General features: G+C 73.3%; 9 protein-coding genes. 3 read left to right on the forward strand and 6 right to left on the reverse strand.

The genetic code is table 11. From position 1 onward, the window contains the following. Nucleotides 1-53: 53 nt before the first annotated feature. Complete coding sequence (locus tag QOL15_RS02235) at nt 54-2,537, forward strand: ATP-dependent DNA ligase (RefSeq protein WP_305405220.1); 2,484 nt, start codon at nt 54-56, stop codon at nt 2,535-2,537. A 274-nt stretch (nt 2,538-2,811) separates the two neighbouring features. Here the strand turns inward: QOL15_RS02235 and QOL15_RS02240 are convergent, their stop codons facing one another. The 4 genes from QOL15_RS02240 to QOL15_RS02255 form a co-directional block, all read right to left on the reverse strand. Continuing rightward, nucleotides 2,812-2,985 carry a hypothetical protein gene (locus QOL15_RS02240; protein WP_171898813.1) on the reverse strand — a complete coding sequence of 58 codons (174 nt, stop codon included), beginning with the start codon at nt 2,983-2,985 and terminating at the stop codon, nt 2,812-2,814. Beyond that, entirely contained in the window at nt 2,982-3,941 is a 960-nt protein-coding gene (locus QOL15_RS02245; RefSeq protein WP_071283500.1) for a sugar phosphate isomerase/epimerase, read from the reverse strand. Before QOL15_RS02245 ends, QOL15_RS02240 begins: the two co-directional genes overlap by 4 nt. A 206-nt stretch (nt 3,942-4,147) precedes the next feature. Then, complete coding sequence (locus QOL15_RS02250) at nt 4,148-4,819, reverse strand: fumarylacetoacetate hydrolase family protein (protein ID WP_305405223.1); 672 nt, start codon at nt 4,817-4,819, stop codon at nt 4,148-4,150. 32 nt (nt 4,820-4,851) lie between these two features. Further along, nucleotides 4,852-7,323 carry a phosphoketolase gene (locus QOL15_RS02255; protein WP_071283493.1) on the reverse strand — a complete coding sequence of 824 codons (2,472 nt, stop codon included), beginning with the start codon at nt 7,321-7,323 and terminating at the stop codon, nt 4,852-4,854. Between the two features lie 206 nt (nt 7,324-7,529). Here QOL15_RS02255 and QOL15_RS02260 point away from each other — a divergent pair, with 206 nt between their 5' ends. Beyond that, nucleotides 7,530-8,207, forward strand: a complete 678-nt coding sequence (locus tag QOL15_RS02260) for a hypothetical protein (protein WP_071248329.1) — start codon at nt 7,530-7,532, stop codon at nt 8,205-8,207. A 168-nt stretch (nt 8,208-8,375) separates the two neighbouring features. On the opposite strand, the gene QOL15_RS02265 is transcribed toward QOL15_RS02260, so the two are convergent. After that, on the reverse strand, nt 8,376-8,978 hold the full coding sequence (locus QOL15_RS02265; RefSeq protein ID WP_065963850.1) for a DUF1992 domain-containing protein: 603 nt from the start codon (nt 8,976-8,978) through the stop codon (nt 8,376-8,378). Between the two features lie 36 nt (nt 8,979-9,014). Next, nucleotides 9,015-10,829, reverse strand: coding sequence for a glycoside hydrolase family 15 protein (locus QOL15_RS02270; RefSeq protein WP_071249127.1), 1,815 nt, complete (start codon nt 10,827-10,829; stop codon nt 9,015-9,017). 582 nt (nt 10,830-11,411) lie between these two features. On the opposite strand from QOL15_RS02270, the gene QOL15_RS02275 reads away from it, so the two are divergent. After that, the gene (locus tag QOL15_RS02275) at nt 11,412-12,578 is read left to right on the forward strand and encodes an RtcB family protein (protein ID WP_071249125.1); all 1,167 of its coding nucleotides are present in this window, start codon (nt 11,412-11,414) and stop codon (nt 12,576-12,578) included. The last annotated feature ends 74 nt before the right edge of the window (nt 12,579-12,652 follow it).

Genomic DNA, 12,652 nt, shown 5'->3' on the forward strand with positions numbered 1-12,652 from the left:
CGATCCCGCACCGCGCGGGTCCGCGCGGCCCGCCCCCGCCGGGCGGCCACCCCGTGAGCCCGGTCTCCCGCCGCACCACGGTCCTCGTCGGCGACCGTCGGCTCGCGCTGTCGAACACCGACAAGGTCCTCTACCCCGCGACCGGCACCACGAAGGGGCAGGTGATCGCCTACTACGAGCGGGTCGCCCCGTGGATGATCCCGCACGTCAAGGACCGTCCGGTCACCCGGAAGCGCTGGGCGAACGGCGTCGACGGCAAGGTCTTCTTCGAGAAGAACCTGCCCGACTCCGCCCCCGAGTGGGTACGGCACCACACGATCGCGCACAAGGAGCACGACACCGAGTACCCGGTCGTCGACGACCTGCCGACGCTCGTCTGGATGGCGCAGCAGGCCGCCCTCGAGCTGCACGTCCCGCAGTGGCGCTTCGGCCCGCGCGGAGCGCAGCAGCACCCGGACCGCCTCGTGCTCGACCTGGACCCCGGCGAGGGCGTCGGCCTCCCGGAGTGCGTCGAGGTCGCGGTCGCCGCCCGCGAGCTCCTGCGCGGCATGGGCCTGGACCCGTACCCGGTGACGTCCGGGTCGAAGGGCATCCACCTGTACGCCGCCCTGGACGGGCGGGCCACCGCGCAGCACGTCTCGGACGTCGCGCACGAGCTCGCGCGGGCGCTCGAGCAGGACCTGCCCGACCTCGTGCTGTCGTCGATGGGCCGCGCCGAGCGCGCGGGCAAGGTGTTCGTCGACTGGTCGCAGAACAACGGCAACAAGACCACGATCGCGCCGTACTCGCTGCGCGGCCGTGACCGGCCGACGGTCGCGGCGCCACGGACCTGGGACGAGCTGACGACGAAGGGGCTCGCCCAGCTGGAGCTGGCCGAGGTCCTCGACCGCCTGGAGGCGCGTGGGGACCTCCTGCACCCGGTCGCGTCCGCCTCGCTGTCGGTCGGGAGGCCCGACTCCGGTCACTGGGACGGCGACCGGACCCAGCGTGCGAACGCCGCGGAGCAGCCGGGTCGCGACCGGCTGGCCGCCTACCGCGCGAAGCGCGACGCGTCGCGCACCCCGGAACCGGTGCCCGAGGACGCGCCGACGGTGCGGCGGGACGGGAAGCCGACGTTCGTCGTCCAGGAGCACCACGCCACCCGGGACCACTACGACTTCCGGCTGGAGCACGAGGGCGTCCTCGTCAGCTGGGCGCTCCCGAAGGGCGAACCGACCGACCCGGGGAAGAACCACCTCGCGGTGCAGACCGAGGACCACCCGCTCGAGTACGGCGGCTTCGAGGGCACGATCCCGCACGCCGAGTACGGCGGCGGCACGGTGACGATCTGGGACGACGGCACGTACGAGCTCGAGAAGTGGCGCGAGGGCGAGGAGGTCATCGTCACGCTGCACGGCCGGACGAACGGCGTCCGACGCCTCGCGCTGCTGCACACCCGGGGTCGTGGGCGGGACGGCGACGAGAAGAACTGGCTGATCCACCGCACGAAGGACCAACCCGACCGCACGGCGGACGGTGGCGGCGGGGCGGACGTGAGCCGCGCCTCCCGTCCGGCCGGGCGACCGGACGCCGGACGCGAGCCGACCGAGCGCCGGGCCATGCTCGCGTCCCCGGCGACGGGCACACCGACGTTCGACCCGGCGCACTGGGCGTTCGAGATGAAGTGGGACGGCGTGCGCGCCCTCGCGACCGTCCGCGACGGGCGGGTGACCCTGCGCAGCCGCAACGACAACGACCTGACCGACCAGTACCCGGAGCTGCAGGAGCTCGCCGAGCGGGCCGGTGTCGACGGCGTGTTCGACGGCGAGGTCGTGGCCACCGACGACCGGGGCCGCCCGTCCTTCGGGCTGCTGCAGGGCCGGATGGGGCTCACCCGGCGGCGGGAGGTCGAAGCGGCCCGCGCGACCACACCCGTGCAGCTGCTGCTCTTCGACGTGCTCGAGGCCGACGGGCACGACCTCACCCGGCTCGGCTACGACGCACGACGTGACGCCCTGACGACCGTCGTGGAGCCGGGCGGTGCGATCGCCGTGCCGCCCGCCGCCGCGGGGGACTTCGCCGCCGCCGTCGCGGAGTCGGCGGCCCGCGGGCTGGAGGGCGTCGTCGCGAAGAAGCGGTCCTCGCGGTACGCCGAGGGCCGCCGGTCCGAGGCCTGGGTCAAGGTGAAGCACCACCGCACGCAGGAGGTCGTCGTCGGCGGGTGGAAGCCCGGGGCCGGTCGACGCGCCGGCGGGGTCGGGTCCCTGCTGCTCGGGGTGCCCGGCCCGGACGGGCTGGAGTACGTCGGCAAGGTCGGGACGGGGTTCAGCGACCGCGACCTCGACGCGATCGCCGCGGTGCTGCGGTCGCGGGAGCGGAAGACCCCACCGTTCGTCGACGTCCCGCGGGCGGACGCCCGTGACGCGCACTGGGTGCGTGCGGACCGGGTCGGCGAGGTCGTGTTCGCCGAGTGGACGGGTGACGGGCGGCTCCGGCAGCCGTCGTGGCGCGGGTGGCGGCCGGACAAGGCACCGGGGGACGTGGTCCGCGAGTCGTGAAGACGGCCCGTGCGCCGGATCAGGGGACGCACGGGCCGCCGCCGAGGCGCCGTGGTCGACCGTCCAGGGGGGGAGCCGACCACGGCGCGTCTCGTCGCCCGCAACGTCGTCGGTCCGGGCCGCCGGGACCCCCACGGTCCCGGAACTCACTGGTGTGACGAGTCGGACCGGGGATTCGTCACACCCGGATCGGAGATTCCCGGCGACGGCACGACGGAGCGCCCGGGAGCTGGTGCTCCCGGGCGCTCTCGGCGTCCGTCCGGTGGGGTGCGGGTCAGGCCGCGGGGGCCGGGCCGTCCGCCGGAGCTGCGTGGTCTGCGGCGGGCAGGTCCTCGTCGATCAGGTCCTCCTGTTCGGGGAGGTCGACCTCGGCCGCCGCGGCCTTCGCCTCGTCGATGGACTCCTGCGAGCGGCGGAGGAGGGCGTCGTCTGCTGCGTGATCCGTCATGGGGCCGACGGTACGCCGGGGCGGCTGCGCCCGTGTCCGTGCCGGTGCGGGGTCGGCTCGAAGTCGACGGCGGACGTCGGGGCGGGGGTGGACGGCATGGCCGGGGCGGCCGGTTCGTCGGCGGCGTCGGCCGCGTCGAGCACCGCGCGGGTCGCCGCGGCCGCGGTGCGCAGGGCGTCGGCGAGCGGCATGGCGCGGTGGGCGGCCGTCCGGACCTCGACGCCCCACGGTTCGTCGTGGCCGAGCCCGCGGAGGACCCGGACGAGCCCGGGCAGGTCCCACGCCCCCGCGCCGGGCAGGTACCGGGCCGTGCGGGACTCCTCGGCGAGCGTCATGCCGGACGGGGTGTGCAGCAGGCCGTCGCTCAGCTCGACCGCCGCGAGGACCCCGGGGGCCACGCCCTGTGCGATCGACGCGAGCGTGGAGCCGCCGCGGAGCGCGTGGGCGGCGTCGAGCAGGAGCCCGGCGTCGGGGTGGTCGGCGGCGCGGACGAACCGCGACGCGCGCTCGACCGTCGGCAGGTTCGACCACGGTTCCGGTTCGAGCACGAGCTGTGCGCCGACGGTCGCCGTCCGGGTCGCGAGGTCGACGAAGTCGTCGAGCAGCGCGGTCGGGGAGAGCGGGCGGACCCGGCCGTCGGCGTGCGCGACGACCTGCCACGCACCCAGGGCCGCTGCCGCCTCGAGCACGACACCGCGGTCGGCCTCGTCGTCGGGTGTGCGGTCGGGGGAGGCCCACCAGCGGTCGAGCGGTCCGAGCTGCACCCAGACGATGCCGGCGCGGTCCAGCACCCGCCGCAGCGCCGCGAACCCGGTGGTGGCCCGGACCTCGTGCAGGTCGTCGAGCGAGAGGGACAGCCCGGCGAACCCGGCGTCCCCGACGGCACGGACCCGGTCGGCGACGGGGGCGTCACCGGCCCAGGTCCAGGACGTCGCGAGCAGGTCGTGTTCCCGCACGGCGCACCTCCTGGCTCCGGACGGGCTCCGTCGCACGTGCCACGGCTGGTCGTCCTGGTGGATCGGCGTCACCGGTCCCCGACGCCTGGGTCCGTGGTACGCCGTCGGTCTGCGCGGGCTCCCAGCCGGGCGTGTCGCGGGCTCGGTCCGGTCGAGTCGGGCCGGGCTGGTGTCGTGTCGTGTCGTGTCGTGCCGGCCCGGCCCGGTCAGGTGATCGTCGTGCCGACGCTCCCCACGCCCGCGATGCGCCCCACCAGGACGTCGCCCCGTCGCAGCGGTCCGACGCCCTCCGGGGTGCCGGTGAACAGGAGGTCCCCTGGTGCCAGCGCGACCGACCGGGAGAGCTCGGCGAGCGTCTCGGCGACCGACCAGAGCTGGTCGCCGAGGTCACCCGACTGGCGCAGCTCGCCGTCCACGTGCAGCGTCACCGCGCCGGAGGTCGGGTCGACGCCCGCGGCCGGGACGAGCGTGCCGACCGGGGCCGACGCGTCGAACCCCTTCGCCAGGTCCCACGGCCGCCCCAGTCGCTTCGCCTCGGCCTGGAGGTCGCGGCGGGTCAGGTCGAGGCCGACGCCGTAGCCCCAGACGAGGTCGAGCGCGCGGTCGACCGGGACGTCACGCCCACCGGCGCCGAGGGCCACGACGAGCTCGACCTCGTGCTCGAGCTGCGCGGTCTGCGGCGGGTACGGGGTGTCCGCACCGTCCGTCACGACGGCGCTCGCCGGCTTGGTGAAGAAGAACGGCGGCTCGCGGTCGGGGTCGTGCCCCATCTCGCGTGCGTGCGCCGCGTAGTTCCGGCCGACGCAGAACACGCGCCCGACCGGGAACCGGCCGCCCGTGGTGGTCGGCAGGGTCGGGCGCTCGGGTGGAGGGATCACGGAGTCGTGCACCCCTCCACCCTGGCACCGGGTCAGGCGCCCGGTGCCGCGTCCTCGGTCTCGCCGGCCCCGGGGTCGCCGCCGGTCCCGCCGGAGGTCGGTTCGTCCTGCGGCCAGCCGGCGAACTCCCACCCGGCGAGCGAGGGGTGGTCCTCGCCGCGGGTGTACGCGAAGGTCCGCGCCGCGTCCCGCGCCTCGGTCAGCTTCGCGAGGAGGTCGGCGTGCGCCTCGGCGTCGACGCGGGTCAGCGCGTCGTGCGCCAGGGCGAAGCGGTCCATCTCGCTGAGCATGAGCATGTCGAACGGGGAGGTCGTGGTGCCCTGCTCGAGGAACCCGTGCACGTGCAGGTCGTCGTGCCCGTGCCGGCGGTACGTCAGCTGGTGCACGAGCGACGGGTAGCCGTGGAACGCGAACACGACGGGGGTGCCCGGCAGGAACACCTCGTCGTACCGCTCGTCGCTCACCGGGTGCTCGTGCTTGCGCGGGTCGCCGAGGGACAGCAGGTCGACGACGTTCACGAAGCGGACGCCGACCCCGGGGGCGTGGTGCCGGATGATGTCGGCCGCGGCCATCGCCTCGACCGTCGGCACGTCACCGGCGCTCGCGAGCACGACGTCGGCACGGCCCACCTGCTGCTCGGTCCCGGCCCACTCCCACACGCCGAGGCCCGCGTCGGCGTGCGCGACGGCGTCCTCGAGCGACAGGAACACCGGCTCCGGGTGCTTGCCCGCGACGATGACCTCGATCCGGTCGGTCGTCTCGAAGGCGTGCGCGGCGACGGCGAGCAGCGTGTTCGCGTCGGCGGGCAGCTTGATCCGGACGAGGTCCTGCTGCTTCGAGGCGACGACGTCGAGGAACCCCGGGTCCTGGTGCGAGAACCCGTTGTGGTCCTGCCGCCACACGTGCGACGACAGCAGGATCGACAGGTTCGACACCGGTGCGCGCCAGTCGATGTCGGTCGACGACTCGAGCCACTTGGCGTACTGGCCGACCATCGAGTCGATGATGTGGGCGAACGCCTCGTACGTGTTGAGCAGCCCGTGCCGCCCGGTGAGCACGTAGCCCTCGAGCATGCCCTCGAGCAGGTGCTCGGACAGGACCTCGACGACCCTGCCCTGTGCACCGAGGTGCTCGTCACCGGGGCCACGGCGCGCACGCCAGACCCGGGAGGTGACGTCGAACACCGCGTCGAGCTTGTTCGAGATCGTCTCGTCCGGCCCGAACAGCCGGAAGGACGACCCGTTGCGCTCGACGAGCTCGGCGAGCCACGGTCCGAGCGTCGCCGTCGAGCTGGCAGTCGTCCCGGCCTCGACGCCGTACGGCTCGAGTGCCGGACGGTCGAGCGGCGTGCGGATGCGGCCGCCGTTGGCGTGCGGTGTCGCGCTCATGCGGTGCTCGCCGGTCGGACGGATGGTCGTCATGATGCCGATCGGCTGCCCGTCGGCGTCGAAGAGCTCGTCGGGGCGGTAGGACCGCATCCACTCCTCGAGCTGCTCGCGGTGTCCGGCGTCCTCGCGGACCGCGGGCAGCGGGACCTGGTGGGCGCGGAAGGTGCCCTCGACACGCTCGCCGTCGACCTCCTGCGGACCGGTCCAGCCCTTCGGGGTGCGGAGCACGATCATCGGCCAGCGCGGGCGCAGGTCGGCGGCACCGGCTGGCTGCCCCGCGGCGGCACGGGCCGCCTGGGCGCGCGCGGCGGCCTGGATGTCGTCGATGGACGCCAGGGCGCGGCGGAGGGCACCGTCGAACAGGGCGTGCACGGCGAACGGGTCGTGGTCGACCCGCGCCGAGTCGACGACGATCGGGTCGTAGCCGAGGCCGCGGAAGTAGGCGGTCAGGTCCTCGTCGGGGATGCGCGCGAGGACCGTCGGGTTCGCGATCTTCCACCCGTTGAGGTTGAGGATCGGGAGCACGGCACCGTCGGACACCGGGTCGAGGAACGTGTGCGCCTGCCAGGAGCCGGACAGCGGACCGGTCTCGGCCTCGCCGTCGCCGACGACGCACGCCACCACGAGGTCAGGGTTGTCGAGCGCGGCGCCGTACGCGTGCGCGAGGGAGTAGCCGAGCTCACCGCCCTCGTTGATCGAACCGGGCGTCTCCGGCGCCGCGTGCGAGGGGATGCCGCCCGGGAACGAGAACTGCCGGAAGAACTTCCGCAGCCCCTCGGGGTCGGGGGTGATGTCGGGGTACAGCTCGCCCCACGTGCCCTCGAGGTACGCGTTCGCGTTCATCGCCGGTCCACCGTGCCCCGGGCCGCACACGTAGAGCAGGTCGCGGTCGGTCTCCGCGATGAGGGCGTTGCAGTGCGCGTAGACGAGGTTGAGCGCCGGGGACGTGCCCCAGTGCCCGAGGAGTCGTGGCTTGACGTCGTCCGGGTCGATCGGGCGCGTCAGGAGCGGGTTGTCGAGCAGGTAGATCTGCCCGACCGTCAGGTAGTTCGCGGCGCGCCACCAGGCGTCGATCGCACGGATGCGGTCCGTGCTCGCGATGTGTGCAGGAGCCATGGCACCACGGTACGGAACGGGGGACAGCCACTGCCCAGGAAGTCGGACCAAACCGTTCGGTGGGGGGTGTCGAATCACCTGCACAAGCCGGGAAACACCCGGAGCGCTCACCAGCCGCAGGTAGCTGGTTCTCCACCCCTGTTCGGGGTGTGTTCGGCGCGCATCCAGGGATTCGCGCCGAGCGCGACAACGAAAGGAACGCAGACATGCGCAAGAGCCTCAAGACCTCCATCACCCTCGCCACCACGGGTGCGCTCGTGCTGGGCGGTGCCGCGTTCGGTGTCTCCGCCGCGCAGGCCGACGGCAGCATCCACACGGTCTCGTCCTCGTCGTCGAAGATCCCCGGCCCGGTCGCTTCGGTGCCCGAGGTCAAGGGTGGCAACACCGCGGTCGCGCTCGACAAGGGCTTCACCGACGCGCTGACCTCGCTGGGCCTGACCCCGGGTGTGTCGGGCAACGCGAAGCTCGAGAACGGGTCGGTGTCGTTCCCGATCACCGCCGGTTCGGTGACGTACTGGTCGCCGGACGGCAACTACCGCCCCTACGTGCAGGGCCTGCTGGACCACGACGACTCGGGGCTGACGCTCTCGGCCGGTGACACGACGGTGACGCTGGAGAACTTCGTCGTGAACCCGGGCTCGTCGAAGCTCTACGGTGACGTGTTGGTCAACGGTCAGGTCGCCGTGTCGAACGCGTACCTGTTCTCGCTGCACGGTGGCACCCTGAAGCCGCTCCAGCTCGAGGGTGACAACGCGATCCTGACCGGCACCACGGTCCACGTCTCCGACGACGCCGCGAAGCTGCTCAACAGCACCTTCAAGACCGACGCCGTCAAGGGTGGCCTGCTCGTCGGGACCGCCACGATCACCGCCCAGATCAAGTAACACCCAGCACCACCAGCACCACCAGCACGACACGCGAACGGCGCCGCCCCCGATCAGGGAGCGGCGCCGTTCCACGTCCACGGCCACACAGTCGCCGCGCCCGGAGCCGGGCACCGCCACCAGCACCAGCAGCAACACCAGCGGCACCACCAGCAGCAGCGAGCAGCCTCAGCCGCGCCGCCACCACCGACGGGGCCGCGCCGCCCGCTCCGCCGCGAGCCGCTCGGCCGCCGCCCGCTCGTCGGCCGCGGCCCGTTCCCGACGGCGCTCCCGCCACCGGTCCACCTCGGCGTCGACGTCCCGCATCGGCGTGACCACGGGTGGCCCGCCGAGCAGCTGCCTCCTGGCCTCCTTCACGCGGGCGTTGAAGTCCACCAGGACCGCACGCACGTCGTCCTCGGCACGCAGCGCGTCGAGGTGGTCGTCGAGCTCAGCGTCCTCGGTGCGCAGGGCCAGGGCGGGCGGTGCGATGCCGCGGATGTCCTCGCGCTCGATCTTCGCCTTGATCCACCAGTCCGGGTCGTGCTGCCCGTCGTTGCCCGGCAGGGGCTTGCCGCGGTAGGGGTTGCCCTCGAAGACGCCGCGGCGGTCGGCCTCGTCCACGAGTGCCCGGGCGAGCGGTCCGACGTCCTGCGCGCGGAGCAGCCGGCGTTCCTCGCGGACCTCGTCCGGGTCGAGCGTGCCGCGCTCCACCTCGCTGTCCACGAGCTGCTGGTACCGGTACCGAGCGGCTCGGCGGAGCCGGTCCATCCGGGCGTCGACGTCGTTCATGGTCGCTCCATCATGCAACGCGCCGACGACAGCCGCTCAGGACTCCGCCGCGACCTCCTCGATGGTGAGCGCGGCCTGGATGAGCGCGAGGTGCGACAGCCCCTGCGGCAGGTTGCCCATGAAGTCGCCGTCCTCGCTGATCATCTCGCTGAACAGCCCGACGTCGTTCGCCTGCTCGACCATCTCGTCCATGAGCTCGCGGGCGTCGTCGACCCTGCCGACGCACGCCATCGCGGCGGCGAGCCAGAACGAGCACGCGACGAAGGGTGACTCCTCGCGGTCCATGCCGGAGTACCGGTAGACCAGGGGACCGCGTTGCAGCTGTTCCTCGACCGCGCGGATCGTCGACTCCATGCGCGGACCGCGGTCGAACGCCGACATCGCGTGCAGCAGGATCGAGGTGTCGAGCGCGTCCGATCCCGGGTACATCACGTAGTGGCCGCGTTCCTCGTCCCAGCCGTGCTCGGACACCCACTGCTCGATGAGCTCGCGGTTCTCGACCCACTTGTCGCGCGGGCCGTCGATCATCCCGGCGTCGTGCAGCTCGACCGCGGCGTCGAGGGCCTGCCAGCAGCCGATCTTGCTCGACACGTAGTGCTGCGTCTCCTGCAGTTCCCACATGCCCGAGTCCGCCTCGGGCCAGCGGTGGCAGGCATCGTCCGCCAGGCGCTGGAGCACGCCGGCCGTCGCGCGGTCCAGGACGTTCCCGGCCCGGACGTACTGCCGCATGATCTCGAAGACGTCGCCCCAGACGCCGAGCTGCAGCTGGTCGCCGGCGCGGTTGCCGACGGTGACCGGACCGATGCCGTTCCAGCCGGGGACGTCGCGTTCGTCGACCTCGTCGGTCTTCGTGCCGTCCAGGCGGTAGAAGATCGGCATGGTCTCGTCGTGCTCGCCGATCGTGCGCATCACCCACGACACCGCCGCGTGCGTCTCCTCGCGCAGGCCGAAGCGGGTGAGGGCGTGCACGGTGTACGACAGGTCGCGCACCCACGCGAAGCGGTAGTCCCAGTTCTTCCCGCCGGTGCGGTCCTCGGGCAGGCTCGTGGTCGGGGCCGCCGCGATCGCGCCGGTGGGCGAGTAGATGAGCAGCTTCAGGGCGAGCGCGCTCCGCTGCACGGCCTCGGCCCACGGCCCGTCGTACGAGAACTCCTCGGACCACGTCGACCAGTTGTCGATCGTGCGGTCGACCGCGGCGAGGGTGCGCTCGGGCTCGGGCAGGAAGATCGGTTCGTCCTGCGTGCCGACGATCGTCAGGATCGACTTCGAGCCCTCGCTCGTCGAGAACCGGCCGGAGAACCGTGGCCCGTCGTCGTGCACCGGCTCGAAGCCCTGCTCGACGATCGCGATCGTGATGCCGTCGATGCCGATCACCGTGCCGTTCGCCGTGTCCAGGCGTCGCGGCTCCGCGGTGTTCAGCAGCGTGCCCGGCACCACCGCCCACTCCATCTCGACCGAGCCCTCGACGCCCTGCACGCAGCGGCCGACCTCGGCCCACGGCAGCCGGCCGGCGACGCCCGTGACCATCGCGTCGGTGACCGTGCAGGAGCCGGAGTCGGTCGTCCACGTGGTGACGAGCACGTTCGTGCCGGGCAGGTAGCGGCGCTCGACCGTGGCGTCGCCGGTCGGTCGGAGCGCGACGTGCCCGCCGTGCTCGGCGTCGAGGATGCTCGCGAAGACGGGCGGTGAGTCCATCGCGGGGATCGGCAGCCAGTCGATGCGGCCGTCCAGCGCGACGAGCGCGACCGTGCGGCCGTCCCCGATCGCGCCGTACGAGCGGAGCGGGACGAAGCCGTCGGTGCGCTCCTCGTTGTCGTGCGCGTCGGGGGTGTCTCGCGTCCGCTCGGTCATGGCTCCAGCCTGCCCGCGGGTGCGGGGTGACCCCCAGGCGGGCGTACCCCGCGCGCACAGGGTGGGTCGCGCCTCCCGGCCGTCCCGTTGCGCACCTGCCGGACCGTCACCTCCGCGGTCGTCCCGACCCCGCGCGGAGCCGTCCCGCGATCCGCGGCGATGCCGACCGCAGCGCGACACGCCCGGGCGTCTTGTGCCGGCCGGGCGTGTCGCACTACTGTCGGTCCTCCTGCCGGACGTCGTCCGCGCAGCGCCCGCCCCGGGCACCCGCCGGAAGGAACGCGATGCACGCCGTGCAGCACCTCGACATCCGCGACGAGCGTCAGCTCGCCGCGCTCGTCGCGCTGCCCGTCACGCAGTACGCGAGCGATTCCCTCCGCGAACCCGCGTAGGCACGGACCGTCTCCCGACGCCCCGTGCCCACCCGGCCCGGGGCGTCCCTCCCGTCTCCTCCACAGGTGCTGTCGCACCGGCCTGGAGGCGCGGGTCCCGTCCGCCCCGGACCGTCACCACGACGGCCTCCCGCCGTCACCACGACGGCCGTCCGGCCGTCGTCGACCGTCACGACGAAAGGCGACGACGATGCAGAAGATCACCGACCGATTGCTCAGCTGGGCCTCGATGCTCGAGGAGAACACCGAGCAGCAGGCCCGCACGACGGCGGGGATGCCGTTCGTGTACCCGCACCTGGCGCTCATGCCCGACGCGCACCTCGGCCTCGGCGCCACCGTGGGCTCGGTCATCCCGACCCTCGGCGCCGTGATGCCCGCGGCCGTCGGCGTGGACATCGGCTGCGGCATGATCGCGGTCCGCACGCAGTTCACCGCCGGTGACCTGCCGGCCGACCTGCAGCCCCTCCGCGAGCAGATCGAGCGGGCCGTGCCGCTGTCGGCGGGCGCCTCGAACCGGAAGATCGTGGCGACCGCAGCGCCGCGGATCGCGGAGCTCGAGGCGATGGCCGAGCGGGCCGGCTTCGACCCGACCGGCGTGCACGGCGGCTGGCGGAACCAGCTCGGCACGCTCGGCTCCGGGAACCACTTCATCGAGGTGTCCCTGGACGAGCAGGACCGGGTCTGGCTGTTCCTGCACTCCGGGTCGCGGGGCGTGGGCAACAAGATCGCGCAGCGGCACATCGCGGTCGCGAAGCGCATGATGCAGCGCTGGTGGATCGAGCTCGCGGACCCCGACCTGGCGTACCTGGTCGAGGGGACGCCGGAGTTCGACCGGTACATCGCCGAGCTCCGGTGGGCGCAGCACTTCGCCCTGCTCAACCGCGAGGAGATGATGGACCGGGTCGTCCGGCAGCTGTCCGAGGTCGTCGGCGCCCCCGTGGACGAGCAGGAGCGGATCAACTGCCACCACAACTTCACGCAGCGTGAGACGCACTGGGGCAAGAGCGTGTGGGTGTCCCGCAAGGGCGCGATCCAGGCGCGGGCCGGGCAGCCCGGGCTCATCCCCGGGTCGATGGGCACGGCGTCGTACGTCGTCGAGGGCCTCGGGAACAAGCCGTCGCTCGAGTCGTCGCCGCACGGTGCCGGGCGGCTGTACTCGCGGTCGGCGGCGCGGCGGACCTTCACGCACGACGAGCTCCGCGCGGCGATGGTCGGGATCGAGTACCGGGACACCGACGCGTTCCTCGACGAGATCCCGGCCGCCTACAAGCCGATCGACCAGGTGATGGCGGACGCGACCGACCTGGTGGCGATCCGGCACACGCTGCGGCAGGTCGTCAACGTCAAGGGCGACTGAGGTCGCGGGCGGGTCCGGGTCGGCCCTACCCGTCCGTGCCGGCCCTGCCCGTCTGGACGGGGTCGGCCCGGGCG

Source organism: Curtobacterium sp. MCBA15_012, from assembly GCF_001864935.2.
Taxonomy (GTDB): domain Bacteria; phylum Actinomycetota; class Actinomycetes; order Actinomycetales; family Microbacteriaceae; genus Curtobacterium.